The following is a 22,859-nucleotide window of genomic DNA, read 5'->3' as shown; positions in this document are numbered from 1 at the left end:
TTAAATTCCTAAATTAGGCGAATGAATTTTCTAGCACACATCTATCTTTCCGGTGATAATGACTTAATTAAAATTGGTAATTTTATGGCTGACGGAATTCGTGGAAAACATTTTGAGAATTATCCTTTAGAAATACAAAAAGGAATTATTCTGCATCGTGCCATTGATACTTTTACTGATGCACATCCAGTTTTTAGACAAAGTACCAAACGGTTGCATGAGCATTACCATCATTATGCCGGTGTTATTGTAGATGTTTTTTACGACCATTTTTTGGCAAAAAACTGGACGAAGTATTCCGATGAAAATTTAGAGGATTTTGTGGAACGATTTTACCAATCCTTGCATTATAATTATGAGATGCTGTCAGAACGAACCAAAGGACTAATGCCTATCATGTTGAAAGAAAATTGGCTGGTGAGTTATAAAACGGTTGAAGGAATTGAGCATATTTTGACTCAAATGGACCATCGCACCAAAAACGAATCTAAAATGCGGTTTGCTACCAATGAGCTTTCGGAATTTTATTCGGAGTTTGAAAAGGAGTTCACGGAATTCTTTGAAGAATTAATCTTATTTTCGAATAGTAAAAAAACTACTTTATGAAAAAAATAATGTTCCTGCTTTTACTTATCGTTTTAGGTTGCAAATTGAATGAAAAGATTATTCAACCAACTGGTTTAGTGACTTCAAAAGCGATGGTCGTTTCCGCTCGTGAGGAAGCGTCACAAATTGGAGTTGAAATTATGAAAAAAGGCGGTAATGCTTTTGATGCTATGGTTGCCATGGAACTGGCTTTGGCGGTTTCACATCCTCAGGCGGGAAATATTGGTGGTGGCGGCTTCATGGTTTTTAGAAAAGCAAATGGTGAAACTGGAGCTATCGATTACCGAGAAAAAGCAACTTTGGCAGCGTCTAAAGATATGTTTCTGGACAAAAAAGGAAATGTAATTGTAGGAAAAAGTACAGAGACTGCAATGGCATCCGGAATTCCGGGTACCATTGCAGGAATATTTGAAGTGCACAAAAAATATGGTTCTTTACCCATCAGTGAAATTCTTAAACCTGTAATTGCTTTAGCAGAAAGAGGTGTTGTTGTTACTAAATTTCAAGCGAAAAGTTTGGCTTACTACAGATCTTCTTTTATAAAAAGTAATGGGAAGAACAGTTTGTTTTCCAAAGCATACAAAGAAAATGATACCATAAAATATATCGCTTTGGCAGCAACGTTAAAACGAATTGCTAAAAACGGACGAAATGAATTTTACAAAGGGGAAACGGCTCAAAAGTTAGTTGCTTTTCTTGCTAAAAAGGGTGGAAATGCCACAATAGAAGATTTAAACAGTTACAGTGCCAAGTGGCGAACTCCAATTACTTTTCAATATAAAAATTTAAAAATCACTTCGATGTCTCCTCCCAGCAGTGGCGGAATTTGTCTCAATCAAATCATGAAAATGATTGAGCCGTTCAACCTTTCGCAAATGGGTCACAACAGCGTAAAAACAATTCAGGTAATTACAGAAGCAGAACGAAGAGCGTATGCTGACAGGAATTACTTTTTAGGTGATCCAGATTTTGTAAAACTTCCAACGAAAGAATTACTAAGTCCATCTTATTTAGAAAAAAGGATGAATGATTTTTCATTCGATCAAGCTTCTAAATCTTCGGATATTGCACATGGAAAAATTAAAGGATATGAAAGCAACCAAACTACTCATTATTCCATTGTAGATTCAGAAGGAAATTCAGTTTCGGCAACGACTACTTTGAATGATAATTATGGTTCCAAAATATATTGCGACGAATTGGGTTTCTTTTTGAATAATCAAATGGACGATTTCAGCGCCAAACCTGGAGTTCCAAACTTATACGGACTTACTGGAAGTGAAGCTAACAGCATTGCGCCGGAAAAAAGAATGTTGAGTTCCATGACGCCAACGATTGTAGAAAAAGACAACAAACTTTTTATGGTTGTAGGAACGCCAGGAGGTTCCACCATTATCACTTCGGTTTTACAAACGATATTGAATGTTTATGAATTTGATATGAGTATGCAAGAAGCAGTAAATGCACCCCGTTTTCACCATCAATGGTTGCCTGATGAAATTATTTTTGAACCGAATTCATTCGATAAAAAATTATTAACCAATTTAAAGAAAAAAGGATATATCATTAATGAAAAAAACAAAGAAATCATTGGTGAAGTAGACGCGATTTTGATATTACCAAATGGAAAACTGGAAGGTGGCGCTGACAAAAGAGGCGATAACAAAGCCGTTGGTTTTTAAATTTATACTATTTCGAATGAAAAAAATTATTATTCTATTGAGTGTTCTTTCTATTGGTTGTAAAACCCAAAATGTAATGGTTCAACCTACTGGACTTGTTGCCAATGAAGCAATGGTTGTTTCGGCACGTGAAGAAGCTTCAAAAATTGGAGTTGAAATAATGAGAAAAGGCGGAAATGCTTTTGATGCGATGGTTGCCACTGAATTAGCTTTAGCTGTAGCCTATCCGTTTGCAGGAAATCTTGGAGGTGGCGGTTTTATGGTGTACCGAAAATCAAACGGTGAAATTGGTTCATTAGATTACCGTGAAAAAGCGCCATTAGCAGCAACAAAAAACATGTTTCTAGACGAAAAAGGCAATGTTATAAAAGGTAAGAGTACCGAATCTCCTCTTGCTATTGGAATTCCCGGAACGATTGCTGGTGTTTTTGCAGTTCACGAAAAATTGGGTTCATTACCGATTGAAGAAATTCTGAAACCCGTAATTGCATTAGCCGAAAAAGGTGTTATTGTTACCAAAAAACAAGAAGATAGATTAGCTGCCTATCGAGACAAAATCATAAAAGTAAATGGCGACAAAACATTATTTGCAACTGCTTTCAAAGAAAATGATGTTATAAAATATCCTGCGCTGGCAGCTACATTGAAAAAGATCTCAAAAAATGGCAGAGATGAATTTTACAAAGGAGAAACAGCTAAAATATTAGTCAAATACCTTCAGGAGAAAGGAGCAATAATCGCTTTGGAAGATTTGGCCAAATATGAAGCCAAATGGAGAACGCCGCTTACTTTTGATTATAAAGATTTAAAGGTTATTTCTATGCCTCCGCCCAGCAGTGGCGGAATATGTCTAGCTGAAATATTCAAAATGATTGCGCCTTATGACTTGGCTAAAATGGGTCATAATTCTACCGAAGCCATTCAAGTTATTGTAGAAGCCGAAAGAAGAGCGTATGCCGACAGAAGTTATTATCTAGGGGATCCGGATTTTGTAAAAATTCCCTTGAAAGCCTTAATGGATGAGGACTATTTGAAACAAAGAATGTCAAATTTTAGTTTTGAAAAAGCCACTTTATCATCGGATATAAAGGAAGGAAAAGTAACGTATAATGAAAGTACGGAGACGACTCATTATTCAATTGTAGATCAATTTGGTAATGCAGTTTCGTCTACAACAACATTAAACGACGGTTATGGTTCTAAATATTATTGTGATGAACTGGGGTTTTTCCTCAACAACGAAATGGATGATTTCAGTTCCAAACCAGGTGAACCCAATATGTTTGGATTGGTAGGAAATGAAGCCAACAGTATCGCGCCACAAAAACGAATGTTGAGTTCCATGACGCCAACAATTGTGGAGAAAAAAGGAAAATTATTTATGGTTGTGGGTTCTCCGGGCGGTTCTACCATTATTACATCGGTAATGCAAACGATATTAAATGTTTACGAGTATCGTTTTAGTATGCAGGAAGCGGTAAACGCACCTCGTTTTCACCACCAATGGTTACCAGATTTAATCACTTTTGAACCTAATACTTTCGATACAAAGACTTTTGAAACCTTGAAATCTAAAGGATATCTTATCAATGAAAAAACAACACCTGTAATAGGAAAAGTAGATGCCATTTTGGTTCTACCAAATAAAAAACTCGAAGGTGGTGCTGATTTTAGAGGAGATGATAAAGCAGTTGGATTTTAAAAGAATAGCAATTTATGAATTTTATACTTGTATTAGAAAACGCTTTTAAACAAAAGGAGAATAAGGAGAATGCATTTGCGATGGCAAAATACATGAAGAATAATTTTTCGTTTTTTGGAATAAAAACAGAGGAACGAAGGCGTATTTTTAAGGAAATTTGGAAAGAAAACAAAGAAGAAGTTTCAGCAAACACAAGAGAAATTGCTTTAGCTTTATATTCAAAAAAAGAACGGGAATTTCAGTATTGCGCCATTGAAATTTTAAGAAAAGAACTCAAAGGGAATTATAAAAAAGATGATATTCAACTAATTGAAAAACTGATAACCACTAATTCTTGGTGGGACAGTGTCGATACGATTGCGAAGTATATTCTAGGTGAATATCTGAGCGAATTCCCATTAGAAACAAAAAATGTGATAACACGATTTTCAAGGTCTGAGAATATGTGGTTGAACCGAAGTGCAATTTTATTTCAATTGAGGTACAAACAAGAAACTAGTGCTGATTTATTATTTTCCGAATGTTTAAAGCATTCGCATTCTAAAGAATTTTTTATTCAAAAAGCAATCGGTTGGGCGTTACGGGAATATGCAAAATCAAATCCTGAAGATGTTCAAGCATTTGTAAAAAACAATACTTTAAAGCCATTAAGCAAAAAAGAAGCGTTAAAAAATATGTGATAGGATTAAAATAATAGTAGTTTTGTAGCCCTCTTAAAAAGTATCATGTTCAAAAAAGTAATAGCCAAACTAGAAGTAATAATTGCCGTAGCACAGTCTATATTGACTCCAAAACAGTTTATATTTTTATCTGCCGTTTTGGTTGGAATCTCCTCTGCATTTGCCGTAATAGTTCTGAAAACTTTTGCGCATTGGGTATTTTCTTTTGCAACTTATGTCAGCGGAATTTTAAAATTGGGTTTCATTAATAGTATTCTACCTATAATTGGTATTGTGCTCACCGTTTTTGTCATCAAAAGAGTTTTAGGAGGAACAATACAAAAAGGGACTTCGCAAATTTTATATGCAGTTGCTAAAAAAGCGAGTATTATTCCAAAAAAACAAATGTACGCCCAAATTGTAACGAGCTCATTAACGGTTGGTTTAGGTGGTTCTGCAGGTTTAGAAAGTCCGATTGTAATTACAGGAGCCGCTTTTGGTTCAAACTATGCACAAAAATATAAATTAAGCTATAAAGACCGAACTTTACTAATTGGTTGTGGAGTTGCAGCTGGAATCGCCGCAGCTTTCAACGCACCTATTGCCGGAGTATTATTTGCTATCGAAGTACTGCTAGTAGATGTTAGTATTGCAGCCTTTACACCCATCATGATTGCTGCTGCTACAGGAGCTTTGGTTTCTGTAATTGCATTAAACGAGGAAATTTTATTATCCTTCAAACAGCAACAGAGTTTTGATTATCATAATATTGCTTTTTATATTCTTTTAGGTTTATTTACCGGATTCATTTCCGTTTATTACTCCCGAAATTTTCAGAAAGTAGAACATTTTTTTGCAAGACTTAAATTATCACCCTATAAAAAAGCGTTGTTTGGTTCTTCAATTTTAGCCATTCTTATTTTTATTTTTCCAACACTTTTTGGAGAAGGATATGAAAGTATCAAAACATTATCAGAGAACGATCCCGGAAAATTATTAGAAAATACTTTATTCAGCAGTTTTCGGGATAACAGTTGGGCACTTTTACTTTTTGTAGGGTGCACGATGATGATAAAAGTTTTTGCGACAGGAATTACTTTAGGCAGTGGTGGTAATGGTGGAAATTTTGCTCCTTCCCTGTTTCTCGGATCTTATGTTGGTTTCTTTTTTTCCAAATTTTTAAATCTCACAGGACTTACTAAATTACCCGTTAGTAATTTTACTTTGGTGGGAATGGCAGGTATTTTGAGCGGTTTATTTCATGCTCCCTTGACTGCGATATTCTTAATTGCTGAAATTACAGGAGGATATAACTTGATGATTCCGCTGATGATTGTGGCATCAATCAGTTTTGCCATTTCAAAGCGTTTTGAAAAACACTCGATGGATGTGAAAAATCTCGTTCAAAAAGGGCATGCCTTTACCAGTAATAAAGACACTAATGTACTTTCTACACTAGAGACAAGTACCATTATTCAAACAGATTTTCTTACGGTAACTCCTAATGAAAATTTAGAAAGACTCGTTGATCTCATTTCTCATTCCAACCAAGTGATATTTGCAGTAGTTGATACCGAACAGAACTTATTGGGCATTGTTCATTTTAATGATATTCGCGAAATAATATTCAATAATTACCGCGTTAAATATACATTGGTGAAGGAAATAATGCTGAAACCTGTTGAAACAATTTCACCGGACGATAGCATGGAAATGGTCATGAATAAATTTGAAAAATCGAAAAAAGCATTCTTACCCGTTCTTAAAGACGGAAAATATTATGGATTTATTTCTAAATCTGTTGCGCTTGAAGCTTACAGAACCAAACTAAAATCCATGACGATTGAATAAATTTTTAATACTTCTTTTAACATAAACTTCTAAAGTGTTATATCGAAAGAATAAATCAAAATGGTAACTTTGCTTTTTTGCAAAAATTATGTTAGACAAAGACAATACCATTGAAGTTCAAGGCGCTCGCGTTCACAACTTAAAAAATATAGATGTTTCCATTCCACGTGAAAAACTAGTTGTAATCACCGGTCTTTCGGGTTCCGGAAAATCCTCCTTAGCTTTCGATACCATTTATGCCGAAGGGCAACGCCGTTACGTAGAGACTTTTTCTGCTTATGCGCGTCAATTTTTGGGTGGCTTAGAACGTCCTGATGTCGATAAAATTGACGGACTTTCGCCTGTAATTGCTATCGAACAAAAAACCACCAGTAAAAGTCCGCGTTCCACCGTGGGAACTATTACTGAGATTTATGATTTCCTTCGTTTGCTTTACGCTCGTGGCGCTGATGCTTATAGCTATAATACAGGCGAAAAAATGGTTTCTTATTCTGATGAACAAATCAAGGATTTGATCATTCAGGATTTTACTGGAAAACGCATCAATATTTTGGCACCAGTTATTCGCGCTCGAAAAGGACATTATGCGGAACTTTTTCAACAAATTGCTAAGCAAGGTTTCCTTAAAGTTCGTGTAAACGGTGATGTGCTGGATATTACTTTAGGGATGAAACTCGACCGTTACAAAACACATGATATCGAAATTGTAGTGGACCGAATGGTTATTGAAGATACTGCTGACAATGAAAAACGTTTGACAGAAAGTATCAATACAGCAATGCATCACGGAGAAAATGTTTTGATGGTTTTAGACCAAGATTCAAATGAAGTTCGTTTTTTTAGTAGGAATTTGATGTGTCCAACTACCGGAATTTCATACCAAAATCCAGAACCGAATTTGTTTTCATTCAATTCTCCAAAAGGTGCCTGTGACCATTGCAACGGTTTGGGAACTGTAAACGAAATCAATACTAAAAAGATTATTCCAAATCCAAAATTATCGATAAAAGCAGGTGGTTTTGCTCCTTTGGGAGAATATAAATCATCGTGGATTTTCAAGCAATTGGAAATTATTGGTGAAAAATATGGCTTCAAATTGACCGATGCCGTAGCAACAATTCCTGCGGATGCGATGGAAATGATTTTGAATGGTGGCAAAGAAAAATTTACCATCAATTCTAAAGATTTAGGTGTTGCCCGAGAATACAAAATTGATTTTGAAGGGATTTCGCATTTCATCAAAAACCAACATGACGAAAGCGGTTCAACAAGCATAAAACGTTGGGCTAAAGAATTCATGGACGAAATAAAATGTCCAGTTTGTGAAGGTTCGCGTTTGAAAAAAGAAGCGCAGTTCTTTAAAATCAATGAAAAAAATATTACCGAATTGTGTGATATGGACATTTCGGATTTGACTACTTGGTTTAATGATTTAGACCGCCATTTATCTGATAAACAAAAGCGAATCGCTACTGAAGTAATCAAAGAGATTAAGGATCGATTGAACTTTTTAATGAATGTAGGTTTAGATTATTTGGCTTTAAGCCGAAGCTCAAAATCACTTTCGGGTGGTGAGGCACAACGTATCCGATTGGCAACACAAATTGGTTCTCAGTTAGTTGGCGTTTTATATATTCTGGATGAGCCGAGCATTGGTTTACACCAAAGGGACAATGATAAATTGATTCATTCTCTCGAACAATTACGCGATATTGGAAACTCGGTAATTGTGGTAGAACACGATAAAGACATGATTGAACGTGCGGATTATGTAATTGATATTGGTCCAAAAGCCGGGAAATATGGCGGAGAAATCATCAGTAAAGGAACACCTGCCGAAATCCTGAAACATCATACTATTACAGCGATGTACATGAATGGGGAGATGAAAATTGAAGTTCCAAAAAAACGTAGAGAAGGAAATGGAAAATTCCTGAAACTGACCGGAGCAACAGGAAATAACTTGAAAAATGTTTCGATAGAATTGCCTTTGGGCAAAATGATTTGCGTGACTGGAGTTTCGGGAAGTGGAAAATCGACTTTGATTAATGAGACGCTTTACCCTATTTTGAATGCCTATTATTTTAACGGTGTTAAAAAACCACAGCCCTATAAAAAAATTGAAGGATTGGAACATATCGATAAAGTGATTGATATTGATCAAAGCCCGATTGGTAGAACGCCACGAAGTAATCCGGCAACTTATACGGAAGTTTTTACCGAAATCAGGAATCTGTTTACGATGACATCGGAGAGTATGATTCGAGGATATAAAGCGGGCCGATTTAGTTTCAATGTAAAAGGCGGACGTTGTGAAACCTGCGAAGGTTCTGGTGTACGAACGATTGAGATGAACTTTTTACCAGACGTTTATGTGGAATGCGAAACCTGTCAAGGAAAACGTTTTAACAGAGAAACATTGGAAATTCGATACAAAGGGAAATCCATTTCGGATGTATTGAATATGACTGTTGATGAAGCGGTTCCATTTTTTGAAATGATTCCGAAGATTTACAGAAAAGTAAAAACCATTCAGGATGTTGGTTTGGGTTATATTACCTTGGGTCAACAAAGCACGACGCTTTCCGGAGGTGAAGCACAACGCATCAAACTGGCGGGTGAATTATCCAAAAAAGATACTGGAAATACGTTTTATATTCTGGACGAACCCACAACGGGATTGCATTTTGAAGATATCAGAGTATTGATGGAAGTAATCAATAAACTCGTTGACAAAGGAAATACGATCTTGATTATCGAACACAATATGGACGTAATAAAACTTGCTGATTATATTATAGACATTGGTCCTGAAGGCGGAAAAGGCGGCGGACAGCTTATTGCCAAAGGAACTCCTGAAGAAATTATAAAAATTAAGAAGAGTTACACGGCGCAATTCTTGAAAAAAGAATTACTTTAGTATTCAAGAGTACTAGCCCAGATAGTAGTGAAAATCCTTATGAGCCGGGGTTCGGCGATTAAGATTGAAACGAATAGCTGGAAGTAGCTCTAAAAAAATAAGATTATAAAATAGAGAATATGAGATTAGAAGATTTTGATAATGACGAGGATAAAGTTATCCAAGACCGATTAAAAAGAAAGACTTGGAATGAGATTAGAACCAATGACAGTTGGGCGATTTTTAAAATTATGGCCGAATTTGTAAACGGTTATGAAAGTATGGGACGCATTGGTCCGTGTGTGACAATTTTTGGGTCAGCTAGAACGAAACCCGAAGATGCTTATTATTTATTGGCAGAAAAAATTGCTTATAAAATCAGTAAAGCAGGTTATGGTGTGATTACTGGCGGTGGTCCAGGAATTATGGAAGCGGGAAATAAAGGTGCACATTTGGGTGGTGGAACATCGGTGGGATTGAATATTGAACTGCCTTTTGAGCAACATTTCAACCCGTATATTGACAGCGATAAAAACTTGAATTTTGATTATTTCTTTGTTCGAAAAGTAATGTTTGTCAAATATTCCCAAGGTTTTGTAGTGATGCCGGGTGGTTTTGGAACGATGGATGAATTGTTTGAAGCGATGACTTTAATTCAGACAAAAAAAATAGCAAAATTCCCTATTATCCTTGTTGGAACTAGCTTTTGGTCCGGATTAATTGATTGGATTAAAACCGTTTTAGTAGAGAAAGAGCGTACAGTAAGTGCTGAAGATTTGAATTTATTTAAAATTGTAGACACTGAAGATGAGGTCGTTGATGTTCTGAATGCCTTTTATAAGAAATACGATTTATCCCCTAATTTTTAAAAAAAAGAAGCTGCCTCAAAAACAGCTTCTTTTTTTTGCTTAATTTTAAGGGCATTATAACAATTATATCTAATTATAAGTATATTTATTTTTTTAATAAATTAATACCGAAATTTGAAAGCATACCTTAAAATAACCATTTATTTTCTTGTTTTATTAACTTCAGGAAATCAATATGCGCAACATCAGTGCAAGATTAGAGCAGAGCTTAATGCTGAAAATAAATCATTGATTATTAATCAGGAAATTATTTTCATAAATCAGTCCGATGATACGTTAACATCTATCGTTTTGAATGACTGGAATCATGCATTTTCTAATAAAAATACACCTCTTGCCAAACGATTTTCGGATGAATTTTACAGGGGTTTTCATTTAGCCAAAGATGAAGAACGTGGCAGTACAATAAATTTGATTGTTAATGATGGCACTCAGCAGTTTTTATTTTGGCAAAGAACAGTAAAAAACCCTGATTACATTGTTGTCCAATTAAAAAATCAGTTACTTCCAAATCAGAAAGTAACTTTACATCTTTCCTATATCACCAAAATTCCTAGTGACAAGTTTACCAAATATGGCTATACTAACAATGGTAGTTTTAACCTCAAAAACTGGTACCTTACTCCTGCCCGATATGAAAATCATTTTTTTGTAAAAAACAGTAATAACAATCTGGATGATATTGCAAATGCCGTTTCTGATTTTGAAATTGACCTTAAAATCCCCAGAACTTTAGAAGCCAGTTCCGACTTAAACAGCGAAAATAGAACTGGAAATAATTACTTTTCACATTACAGATTATCAGGAAATAACAGAACTGATTTCAGTCTTATTATTGAACCAAAATCCAGTTTTGAGAGTTACAAAAATAGCTCCGTTGAAGTGCTGACTGATTTAAAAAACAACAAATTAGACAACATTCAAAAAGCAATTATAATTGACCGAGTTATAAATTTCACAAACGATTTAATTGGCCGATATCCTCATGAAAAAATCATTGTTTCTCAAACAGATTATGAAAGAAATCCTTTTTATGGATTGAATCAGCTTCCGTCATTTTTAAGTCCGTTTCCTGATGAATTTCTATTTGAAATTAAGTTTCTAAAAACCTATCTAAAAGAATATTTAAAAACGAGTTTGCATCTGGATCCCAGAAAAGACAATTGGATCTATGATGGGATTCAAGTCTATGCGATGATGAAATACATGGATAAAAATCACCCAAAAACTAAAATGGTTGGTAGTCTTTCTAAAATTAAACTATTGAAAAGTTTTAACTTAGCTAATATTGATTTCAATGATCAATATAGCTATTTCTATATGTTGATGGCGCGTAAAAATCTGGATCAACAACTAGGAAGTCCAAAAAATAATTTAATCAAATTCAATGAACAAATCGCCAGTAAATACCGGGCAGGATTAAGCATTCGCTTTCTGGATGATTACCTACAGAACGATGCTGTTGCTAACAGTATTAAAGCATTTTATAAAAAAAATCAGCTGACCCAAGTGTCGAAAACCGATTTTGAAATGTTATTAAAATCAAATACAACTAAGGATATCAATTGGTTTTTTAATACCATTATTAATTCAAGAGACATTATTGATTATAAATTTTCGAGTGTAACAAAAACCAAAGACAGCATTACTTTTTCAGTGATAAACAGAACAGGAGCTCCAATTCCTATTCCTGTTTATGGCACAAAAAAAGGTAAAATTGTATTTAAGCAATGGTTGGACATTGAAGAATGTGACAGCACTTTTACATTTCAGAGAAAGGAAGCGGATAAAATTATTTTAAATTTAAATAATGAAGTTCCAGAATACAATTTAAGAAATAATTGGAAAAAACTTAGCGGTTTTTTTCCAAACAATCGTCCTGTAAAGTTTGTGTTTATGAAAGATTTAGAAGACCCATATTACAACCAAATTTTGTATGTACCCACATTATCTTATAATTTATACGATGGTCTGACTCCTGGAGTTCGATTGCACAATAAAACTATTTTAGACAAACCTTTTATTTTCGACATTAATCCTTCCTATTCTTCTAAATCCAATAATTTATCCGGATCAGCTTCTTTTGTAATAAATCAAAATTATAGAAAAAGTGCCCTTTATAATGCCCGATATTCGATGAGTGCCTCTTACTTTCATTATGCGCAGGATGCTACTTATCTTAAATTAAATCCTGCAGTACAATTACGAATCAGAGAGCCAAACTTTAGAGACAATAGAAAACAATTAATCTTATTCCGCCAAGTACTAGTGAATAAGGAAAAAAGTGCTTTTGTTACTGAGAATTCCCCTCAAAATTATTCTGTTTTTGATGCTAGATATATCAATACAAAAACAGAAGTAACCAATCATTTCAACTTTAGTTCTAATGTACAAATTTCAGGGAAATTTGGAAAAGTTACCGGTGAAATCGAATATCGAAAACTATTCGAAAATAATCGTCAGATTAATCTAAGATTTTATGCGGGTAGTTTTTTATACAATAAAACGCAATCGGATTTTTTCAGCTTTGCATTAGACAGACCAACAGACTACCTATTTGATTATAATTATTTTGGAAGGTCTGAGAGCACGGGACTTTTCAGCCAACAATTTATATTGGCAGAAGGAGGCTTTAAATCGAAAATTGCCACACCTTTTGCGAATAAATGGATCACCAGTTTAAATGCAAGTTACAGTATCTGGAATTGGATTGAGGTTTATGGCGATTTAGGTTTTATAAAAAATAATAGCCAAAATGAAAAATTTGTATATGATAGCGGAATTCGTCTCAACTTAGTGACTGACTATTTTGAATTGTATTTTCCGATATATTCAAATAATGGATGGGAAATTTCTCAAAACAATTACAATGAAAAAATTCGTTTTATAGTCACTTTCTCACCTAAAACATTAATCAATCTTTTTAATCGAAAATGGTTTTAATCTAATGTAATTATGAGTATTAATTGTATTATTCTTATTAAATAACACATAAAATTACATATAGTAAAAAAATAAAGTTCTTTTTACTAGAATAAATTGAAATAATTTAATTCTATTTTTATAATCAATTATGAAAATCGCTAGTTTTTAAGTAAATTTGCCACACAAAGTTATACTTTTCAATTATGATAAAAGAAAAAACCAGTACTGCATTGACATTTGAAGATTTCAAAATCGAAGTTTTGAATGATTATAAGATAGCTATAATAAGCAGGGAATGTAGCTTATTAGGGCGTAAGGAAGTATTGACCGGAAAAGCTAAATTTGGTATTTTTGGTGATGGAAAAGAAGTACCACAACTAGCCATGGCGAAAGCTTTCAAAAATGGTGATTTTCGTTCTGGATATTATCGTGATCAAACTTTTATGATGGCCATTGGAGAATTGACAATCCAACAATTTTTTGCCGGATTATATGGTCACACTGATATTAAACAAGACCCCATGTCAGCCGGAAGACAAATGGGTGGTCACTTTGCCACACATAGTTTAAACGAAGATGGTTCTTGGAAAGATTTAACAAAACAAAAAAATTCAAGTGCTGATATTTCTCCTACAGCAGGACAAATGCCAAGATTATTAGGTCTTGCTCAAGCATCAAAAATATACAGACAAGTTTCAGGAATACCAAATGCTTCCAATTTTTCAATTGAAGGAAATGAAATTGCATGGGGAACTATTGGGAATGCCAGTACATCCGAAGGGTTGTTTTTTGAAACCATAAATGCTGCAGGTGTTTTACAAGTTCCTATGGTAATGAGTGTTTGGGATGATGAATATGGAATTTCTGTTCACGCCAGACACCAAACTACTAAAGAAAATATATCCGAAATATTAAAAGGATACCAAAGAGAACACGATACCAATGGTTTTGAAATTCTAAGAGTAAAAGGTTGGGATTATGCGGACTTGATTGCCACTTATGAAAAAGCGGCCGATATTGCCCGAGAAAATCATATCCCTGTTTTGATTCATGTAAATGAGTTGACGCAACCACAAGGACATTCTAGTTCCGGTTCTCACGAAAGATACAAAAACGCAGACCGATTGGCATGGGAAAGAGATTTTGATTGTATTCGTCAAATGAAATTATGGATGATTGCTATTAATATTGCTTCTCCAGAAGATATTGACGCCATTGATGTACAAGCTAAAAAAGATGTTTTAGAAGGTAAAAAAGCAGCTTGGAATGCCTTTATAGAACCTATCGTTGAAGAGCAAAAAGAACTGGTTGCTTTATTGCAAAGAATAGCTGAATCCAGTAATAATAAGGAGACAATATTAAAATTCATTGCTGATTTAAGCGGAATCAAATCTCCTTTAAAGAAAGAAATTCTGGTTACTGCACGTAAAGTATTGCGTTTAATCCTTAATGAAAATGGAAAGCAAGAACTTTCGCAATGGATAACATCATATACGACTAAAACCCAAAAGAATTTCAGCAGCAACTTATTTTCAGAAACAGATTTAAATGTGTTTTCAGTTGAAAAAGTTTTACCGGTATATCCTGAAGATGCAAAAGAAGATACTGATGGGCGAATGATTTTGCGTGATAATTTTGATGCCATTTTTACTAAATATCCTGAAGCATTAATTTTTGGAGAAGATGCAGGAACCATTGGTGATGTAAATCAAGGTTTAGAAGGAATGCAGGAAAAATACGGGGAGCTTCGCGTTGCCGATGTAGGAATTCGGGAAGCAACTATTTTAGGTCAAGGGATTGGAATGGCTTTAAGAGGCTTACGCCCTATTGCCGAAATTCAATATTTAGATTATTTATTGTATGCAATCCAAATCATGAGTGACGATTTAGCTACGCTGCGATACAGAACTGTTGGAAAACAAAAAGCACCACTAATCATACGTACTCGTGGACACCGTTTAGAAGGTATCTGGCACTCTGGTTCTCCTATGGGAATGATCATAAATGCCATACGAGGAATTCACGTTTTGGTTCCTAGAAATATGACACAAGCAGCTGGTTTTTATAACAGTTTGTTAGAATGTGACGAACCAGCTTTGGTTATCGAATGTTTAAATGGCTATCGATTGAAAGAAAAAATGCCGTTGAATTATGGCGAATTCAAAACTCCAATCGGGGTTATAGAAACTTTGAAAGAAGGAACTGATATTACATTAGTTTCTTATGGTTCGACTTTACGATTAGTACAGCAAGCCGCAAAAGAGCTTCTTGAAGTTGGGATTGATTGCGAAATTATCGACTTACAATCTTTGCTCCCGTTTGACATCAATCAAGATGTAGTAAAAAGTATAGCTAAAACAAATCGTCTATTGGTAATTGATGAAGATGTTCCTGGTGGCGCTTCGGCTTATATTTTGCAACAAATAATTGAGCAGCAAGATGCCTACAACTATTTAGACAGTAAGCCGCAAACCTTAACTGCAAAAGCACACAGACCGGCTTATGGAACAGATGGAGATTATTTTTCTAAACCATCAACTGAAGACATTTTTGAAAAAGTTTATGCAATGATGAATGAGGTTAACCCATCAAAATATCCAAATTTATACTAAGAACTATTACTATAAATTGAAATCCCAATCGTAAAGATTGGGATTTTTTTATAAAATAGTAAAACGTTTTTCTCTTTTAAAGATTTAAAATAGTAAATTGTCAATCAATTAATGGGCTAATAACCTTAAACAAAAATAAATATGAGAAAAACAGCATTACTTTTAGGAATATTGTCAATGATTGCAATCGTTTCTTGCAAGAAAAAAGAAGAAACTCCCATGCCAACACCAACTGAAACATCAAGCGAAACAACAACTACTGAAGCTGCAGCAGTTTCTGGAGAAGCAAAAGATAGTACATCTATAAAAGTTAGTACTGATGGTGTAAATGTAACAACCAAAGATGGAGCCAGTAAAACAACTGTAAATGTTTCCGGTGGTGAAGCAAAAATTGAAGTTAAAAAATAACAGAAACTATTTTCTTAATTAAAAGTTATAATGCCAGCATAAGTTATTTATGTTGGCTTTTTTTATTTTAAATTTAAACTTTATAAAAATAATCGAATATGAAGGTTTTAGAAACAATTTTAAGGAACATACAAAATGTCAAAGTAATAGACGAATCCATTGACTACAGTCAATACATTCCTTTGGATTTATCAATTACAAACGATGTCCTTGCCAAAGAAGAAATTGCTGATTCATCTCATTTTGAAAAATACATTGAAAACTATTTAACCGAAAATAATGCAAAAGTAGCTTTTGGAGGTTATAATGAAATTAGAAATTTATACAAAAGAAGTACTGTTTTTAATGATCCTAAAACAGAAGAACGCAATATTCATATTGGTTTAGATTTATGGATTAAAGCAGGGACTCCTGTTTTGGCAGCACTTGATGGATTTATTCACAGTTTTAATTACAACACCGGCGTGGGTGATTATGGCCCTACCATTATTATAGAACACAAAATAGAAAAACAACGTTTTTATACTTTATACGGGCATCTTTCGTTAGAAAGTATCAGCAATATAAAAATTGGAGATATTGTTGAAAAAGGAACGCAAATTGGGACCTTAGGAGATGCATTAGTTAACGGAGATTATGCCCCACACTTGCATTTTCAAATAATAGAAGAAATTTCAAATACGTTTGGGGATTATCCTGGGGTTTGTAGCAAAAGTGATTTAGATTATTATTTAAAAAACTGTCCGGATCCTAACTTATTATTAAAAATAAAATAGATTATGAAAAAATTAATTATTGTCATGACAATCCTTTTACTCATTGGATGTAAATCAAAAAAAGGCACAACTGTTCCAGAACCAGAAAAAGCAAAAATAGTGAAACTAGCATTATCTGAAATAGATAATAGTCAAAAGAATAAAGCTTACGAATTAGGAAAGAGAGTTTTGATGACTTGCAACACTTCCAAGTTTAAACCTTTTAACGAAAGTGAGGCCACACAATCTGTAATTAAAAATACAACCGAGGAAAGATTGACAAAGACCTGTACTAGATTTCGCCAATATTACGGTACCTTTATTGATCTTCAGTTAATTGAAGTTTATAAAAACAATACAGATGGTACAACTGTTTTTCGTTACAAAGCATTATATACAAAGAAAGTAGCCAATAAGGAACTTCGTGTTTTACTTAATGAAGAAAATAAAGTTTCATCGATTAAATCATTGGATTGGGTTGACTCATTCAATTAATTTTTATTATTTTAAAATATCTAAAATAAGTTTTTGCATTGAATTAAAATCTTAAAAATTGTTTGTAATAAAAAAACATTTTTAATTTTAATTGAGGTTTAAAGTTACTGTTAATCGTATTGTAAATAAATATAAATTTATTTACAATACGATTTTTTTAATATAATTTCCTTCCGGATTATCGATAATAGAACTTTAATTTCCCATATCTTAAAATCATATTTAGAATTATAATAAACTGCACCAGATATGTTCGAGGGAATTTCCTGTCAAAGATAAGTAGGTATTTACATATTAACACAAAATATATCCTGAAGAAAAGGAGATTCCTAAACCACAATATTGGTATTTCACATAAAAATTAGCGCCTAAAAAATTAAAAAATAATATAGAATCAAAGCAACAAACATAAGCGTAATATATTAAAAAACAAATATTTACAAATCACTATTCACCAAAAAAGCAGGCGTACTTAATCAAATTCAATTTTTTTAAATAACCATTTTTATTTAAAAAAGCAAAGTATTGTGGACTGTTTTTTAAATTATATAATTAATTTGTAAAATTATATAATGTATCTTTAAACCGAATAAGTATTTTTGTCCTAACTGTAAAAGAAATATATTTGAAACTATACATAAAATACATGGTAAGTAATCGCTGTAAAATGGCGGTAAAAGAAGAATTAAAAAAGCTCAAACTACACTTTATGGTTGTTGATTTGGGAGAAGTTGAAATCATGGAAAACATTTCTATGGAGCAACGACAAAAATTAAAAGCTGCTCTCTTAGATTCAGGACTTGAATTAATGGATGATAAAAAATCCATGTTAATCGAAAAAATAAAAAATGTAATCATTGATATGGTTCACCATTCAACTGAAAATATTAAAATTAATTTTTCTGATTATTTAAGTCAAAAATTAAATCACGACTACACCTATTTATCAAACTTGTTTTCAGAAGTTCAAGGTACAACCATTGAACAATTTATAATTAGCCATAAAACAGAACGCATAAAAGAATTGATTATTTATGGAGAATTGAATATAACTGAAATCGCTTGGAAAATGAATTACAGTAGTGTAGCCCATTTATCAAGTCAGTTTAAAAAAGTTACCGGACTCTCCCCTTCTCATTTTAAACAATTAAAGGATAAAAGACGCAATCCTATTGAAGAAGTTGGAAATTTAATTGAGGAAAAATAAGAGCATTTAATTGACCCATACGTTTTTAATAAAAAAATAGAAATTATAAATAATCAAGTATCAAAATACGCCAGAAGTCTAATTGAAGCTAGTCTTGACCCTTTAATTACAATAAATACCGCTGGGAAGATTACGGACATGAATGAGGCAACCGTGAATATTACGGGTGTCAATCGAGAAAGATTAATTGGTACTGATTTCTTTGATTATTTTACTGAGCCCGAAAAAGCCAAAGAACTATATCAGGAGGCCTTTACAAAAGGTTCAATAACTGATTCTCCCCTTACACTTCTCCATAGAAAAGGAAAACTAACAGATGTCTTGTTTAACGGTTCCGTTTATAAAGATGATCACGGAAATGTTTTGGGTGTAGTCATAGTGTCAAGAGAAATTGCTGGGCAAAAATGGGCATTAGATTTAAAAATTGCTAACAAAGAACTGGCGTATCAAAACGATGAAAAAGAAAAACGCGCAGCCGAATTAGTCATTGCTAACAAAGAATTGGCATATCAAAACGATGAGAAAGGAAAGCGAGCAGACGAATTAATCATCGCCAATAAAGAGCTTGTTTTTCAAAATAAAGAAAAAGAAAATCGTGCAGCAGAGTTAGTTATTGCCAATAAAGAACTTCTTTTTCAAAACAAAGAAAAAGAAAAACGCGCAGACGAATTAATCATTGCCAACAAAGAGCTTCTTTTTCAAAATAAAGAAAAAGAAAAACGGGCAGCTGAATTAGTAATTGCAAATAAAGAACTTCTTTTTCAAAAAGAAGAAAAAGAAAAACGGGAAATTGTAAATAAAGAACTTAAGGAGCTTAATAACACCGCAAAATTAGATTCACAATATACTCTAAGTTTAATCGAGGCAAGTCGAGATCCTTTGGTTACTATAAATACCCAAGGAAAAATTACCGATATGAATGAGGCAACAGTAACTATTACAGGTATGTCTCGTGAAGAACTTAAAGATACTTATTTCTTCGATTATTTTACAGAACAACAAAAAGCTCGTGAAGTATATCAGGAAGTATTTGAAAAAGGTTCTGTAGCCGATTCACCGCTTACACTTCGCCATAAAAACGGGAAACTGACTGATGTATTGTTCAACGGTTCTGTTTATAAAAATGAAAAAGGAAATGTGATTGGTGTTGTTGTTGTTGCAAGAGATATTACAGATCAGAAAAAAATCGCTAATGAGTTAATTGAGGCACGGGTTTTTGCTGAACTAGCCACTGAAATTGCAGAAGGAGCAAAAATAAATGCTGAAAATGCGACTTTTATAGCTGAAAATGCGGTAAAAGCAAAACAGCAATTTTTATCCAATATGAGCCATGAAATACGTACACCGATGAATGCAATCATTGGATTTACCAAAGTGGTTTTGAAAACAGACTTGACAACAAAACAAAAAGAATATTTAGATGCTATTAAAATGAGTGGTGATGCATTAATTGTACTTATTAATGACATTCTTGATTTAGCAAAAGTAGATGCAGGCAAAATGACATTTGAAAAAACACCTTTCAAAATGAAATCTTCTATAGCTGCTATGCTCCATTTATTTGAAACAAAAATCCAAGAAAAAAACTTACGATTGATTCAGGAATATGACAATAAAATTCCAAAAATTCTCATAGGTGACCCCGTTCGTTTACATCAAATTATTTTAAATTTAGTCAGTAATGCTGTAAAATTTACAACAAAAGGAAAAATTACAGTAAGTGTAGACTTATTGCACGAAGATACTGACAACGTAATTATTCAATTTTCAATAACGGACACAGGAATTGGTATTCCAGAAGAAAAAATAGGGAAAATATTTGAAAACTTTCAACAAGCATCCAGCGGAACTTCAAGATTGTATGGTGGAACAGGATTAGGACTCGCCATTGTAAAACAATTAATAGAGCCTCAAGGTGGAACCATTCGTGTGAAAAGTAATCTTAATGAAGGTTCTACCTTTAGTTTTACGTTAGGTTTTCAAAAAACCAATACTGATGCAGAATTAGAAAATGAGATAATGGAATTAGATTCAGAAATAAAAAATATAAAAGTATTGGTAGTTGAAGATATTGCTCTCAATCAATTGCTTATGAAAACGCTATTAGATGATTTTGGATTTGATCGTGATATTGCTGAAAATGGTAAAATAGCTATTGAAAAATTAAAAAATAAGGATTACGATATCATTCTAATGGACTTACAAATGCCAGAAATGAATGGATTTGAAGCTACAGAATACATTCGTAATACAATGAATTCAAATATACCAATCATCGCTTTAACTGCTGATGTGACGACTGTTGATTTGGCTAAATGCAAAGCTGTAGGGATGAACGATTACCTGGCAAAACCTATAGATGAAAGAGTATTATACAGTAAAATTGTAAGTATCTTAAAAAAGCCAAAACTTACCAAAGTTAATACTAAGCTTAATGAAAATAGAGAAGAGAAAGAGATTGCAAAGAAAAAAATAAAGCACACGGACTTAGTTTATTTAAACCAAAGAACAAAATCGAATCCTAAATTAATGATGGAAATGATATCATTATATTTAGCACAAACACCTCCTTTGATTACTACTATCAAACAAAGTTTAGCCGAAAAAAATTGGACGTTATTAGGTGCGGCAGCACACAAAATAATTCCATCTTTTGCAATAATGGGTATGAGTCCTGATTTTGAAAACATGGCGAAAAAAATTCAGGATTCCGCAATAGCACAAGAAAAAACAGATGAAATAGCTGATCTGGTGCTAGAATTGGAAAAGATTTGTTTACAAGCATGCATTGAATTACAAGAAGAATTTAACACAATAAAAAATACCATATAATGAATGACAACAATAATAAAGTAAAAATATTTCTGGTAGACGATGATGCATTGTTTTTGAAATCTTTAGAAATTGAATTTATGGAAAATGCTGATTTTACGGTTGAAACCTATTCAACAGGAGAACTCTGCATTGCCAATTTATCCAATAATCCCGATGTAATAATATTAGATTATCAACTTGATGGTATTGTAGCAAATGCGATGAACGGTCTTGAAACATTAGATAAAGTAAAAGCTTTCAATCCAGAAATTCCAGTTGTAATGCTATCGTCTCAAGATAAAATTGAAGTAGCTATAAACTGCATGCATCACAAGGCATTTGATTACGTGGTGAAAAGTGAAACTGCTTTTGTTCGCTTACAAAAAATAATTACGGCTATTTTTAAATACCAAAAAATGGAAAAAGAGCTAAATTGGTACATGGATCGTATGTAATCCATTTAACAGTATAGTTTTGTTTAAATTTAATCTATACATTTAAATTAATCAACCCTGATTTGGTAAAATTAAAATCAAAATTGTTTAAAAAAATGCGGTATAAAGACACCTCAGATTTGGAAATTTCATTGTTATTGGAGGCTATCTTCAGGAAATACGGGTATGATTTCAGAGAGTATTCCCAAGCCCATATCAGGCGCAGGATTATGAACAGGATGGCAGTATCGGGATTCGAAGATGTTTCTCAAATGCAATCCAAGGTTTTAAATGATGAAACATTTGCTTCTGAACTCTTACAAGATTTATCAATAACAGTAACTGAAATGTTTCGGGACCCTTTTTTTTATAGGTCATTACGAGAAAATGTCATCCCTATTTTGAAGACCTATCCCTTTATCAAAATATGGCATGCAGGCTGTGCTACAGGAGAAGAAGCCTATTCTATGGCTATTCTTTTGCAGGAAGAAGGCTTGTATGACAGAACAACCATTTATGCTACAGATTTTAACCAGATGGCTTTGAACCGGGCAAAAGATGGAATTTTTTCGAACAAAATGATTAAAGAATACACTTCCAATTATCAAATGGCGGGTGGAAAAGAATCTTTTTCGAGTTATTATACTTCCAATTATGATAACGTTATTATGAATCAATCCTTGAAAAAAAATATTGTTTGGGCTAATCATAATCTGGTGACTGATAGTGTTTTTGCTGAAGTAAACTTGATATTATGTCGGAATGTGCTGATTTATTTTGATAAAAATTTACAAAATAAAGTCCAGACTCTTTTTTATAATAGTCTCATTAATGGTGGTGTTCTATGTTTGGGGTCTAAAGAAAGCTTACGTTTTTCAGATTTGTATGAACAATATACTGAGTTAGATGCAAAACAACGAATATTTAAAAAGAAATATTGA

16 protein-coding genes are annotated in these 22,859 nt (G+C 33.2%); all 16 read left to right on the top strand.

Features of this window, described 5'->3' with window-relative positions; all coding sequences use genetic code 11:
* Positions 1-21: 21 nt before the first annotated feature.
* The 16 genes from BMX64_RS06995 (at position 22) to BMX64_RS06920 (ending at position 22,859) form a co-directional block, all read left to right on the top strand.
* Entirely contained in the window at positions 22-606 is a 585-nt protein-coding gene (locus BMX64_RS06995; RefSeq protein ID WP_091169151.1) for an acyl carrier protein phosphodiesterase, read from the top strand.
* A complete protein-coding gene (gene ggt / locus BMX64_RS06990) occupies positions 603-2,288 on the top strand; it encodes a gamma-glutamyltransferase (RefSeq protein WP_091169148.1) in 1,686 nt (561 codons plus the stop codon). The genes BMX64_RS06995 and ggt (BMX64_RS06990) overlap by 4 nt, the downstream gene beginning before the upstream one ends.
* Before the next feature lie 16 nt (positions 2,289-2,304).
* Positions 2,305-3,990, top strand: coding sequence for a gamma-glutamyltransferase (gene ggt / locus BMX64_RS06985; protein ID WP_091169144.1), 1,686 nt, complete (start codon positions 2,305-2,307; stop codon positions 3,988-3,990).
* A gap of 14 nt (positions 3,991-4,004) precedes the next feature.
* Complete coding sequence (locus tag BMX64_RS06980; protein WP_091169141.1) at positions 4,005-4,670, top strand: DNA alkylation repair protein; 666 nt, start codon at positions 4,005-4,007, stop codon at positions 4,668-4,670.
* A 45-nt stretch (positions 4,671-4,715) separates the two neighbouring features.
* Positions 4,716-6,500: a chloride channel protein gene (locus BMX64_RS06975; protein ID WP_091169138.1), complete on the top strand. Its 1,785-nt coding sequence runs from the start codon at positions 4,716-4,718 to the stop codon at positions 6,498-6,500.
* Between the two features lie 88 nt (positions 6,501-6,588).
* The gene (uvrA, locus tag BMX64_RS06970; RefSeq protein ID WP_091169133.1) at positions 6,589-9,420 is read left to right on the top strand and encodes an excinuclease ABC subunit UvrA; all 2,832 of its coding nucleotides are present in this window, start codon (positions 6,589-6,591) and stop codon (positions 9,418-9,420) included.
* 119 nt (positions 9,421-9,539) lie between these two features.
* Complete coding sequence (locus BMX64_RS06965) at positions 9,540-10,268, top strand: LOG family protein (RefSeq protein WP_091169129.1); 729 nt, start codon at positions 9,540-9,542, stop codon at positions 10,266-10,268.
* A 195-nt stretch (positions 10,269-10,463) separates the two neighbouring features.
* Positions 10,464-13,211 (top strand): gluzincin family metallopeptidase, encoded by a 2,748-nt coding sequence (locus tag BMX64_RS06960; protein ID WP_091170128.1) that lies wholly within the window; start codon positions 10,464-10,466, stop codon positions 13,209-13,211.
* 185 nt (positions 13,212-13,396) lie between these two features.
* Positions 13,397-15,805, top strand: coding sequence for an alpha-ketoacid dehydrogenase subunit alpha/beta (locus BMX64_RS06955; protein WP_091169125.1), 2,409 nt, complete (start codon positions 13,397-13,399; stop codon positions 15,803-15,805).
* A 141-nt stretch (positions 15,806-15,946) separates the two neighbouring features.
* Entirely contained in the window at positions 15,947-16,213 is a 267-nt protein-coding gene (locus tag BMX64_RS06950; RefSeq protein ID WP_091169122.1) for a hypothetical protein, read from the top strand.
* Positions 16,214-16,311: 98 nt separating this feature from the next.
* The gene (locus BMX64_RS06945) at positions 16,312-16,989 is read left to right on the top strand and encodes a peptidoglycan DD-metalloendopeptidase family protein (protein ID WP_091169119.1); all 678 of its coding nucleotides are present in this window, start codon (positions 16,312-16,314) and stop codon (positions 16,987-16,989) included.
* A gap of 3 nt (positions 16,990-16,992) precedes the next feature.
* Positions 16,993-17,463: a putative periplasmic lipoprotein gene (locus BMX64_RS06940; RefSeq protein ID WP_091169115.1), complete on the top strand. Its 471-nt coding sequence runs from the start codon at positions 16,993-16,995 to the stop codon at positions 17,461-17,463.
* Between the two features lie 646 nt (positions 17,464-18,109).
* Positions 18,110-18,670, top strand: a complete 561-nt coding sequence (locus tag BMX64_RS06935; protein ID WP_091169109.1) for a helix-turn-helix domain-containing protein — start codon at positions 18,110-18,112, stop codon at positions 18,668-18,670.
* Between the two features lie 9 nt (positions 18,671-18,679).
* On the top strand, positions 18,680-21,502 hold the full coding sequence (locus tag BMX64_RS06930; protein WP_317614715.1) for a PAS domain S-box protein: 2,823 nt from the start codon (positions 18,680-18,682) through the stop codon (positions 21,500-21,502).
* Complete coding sequence (locus tag BMX64_RS06925) at positions 21,502-21,939, top strand: response regulator (protein ID WP_091169105.1); 438 nt, start codon at positions 21,502-21,504, stop codon at positions 21,937-21,939. The genes BMX64_RS06930 and BMX64_RS06925 overlap by 1 nt, the downstream gene beginning before the upstream one ends.
* 95 nt (positions 21,940-22,034) lie before the next feature.
* Positions 22,035-22,859 (top strand): CheR family methyltransferase, encoded by an 825-nt coding sequence (locus BMX64_RS06920; protein ID WP_091170124.1) that lies wholly within the window; start codon positions 22,035-22,037, stop codon positions 22,857-22,859.

This window comes from Flavobacterium sinopsychrotolerans (assembly GCF_900110375.1).
GTDB classification, from domain to species: domain Bacteria; phylum Bacteroidota; class Bacteroidia; order Flavobacteriales; family Flavobacteriaceae; genus Flavobacterium; species Flavobacterium sinopsychrotolerans.
This window is presented reverse-complemented; position numbering and strand designations above follow the sequence as displayed.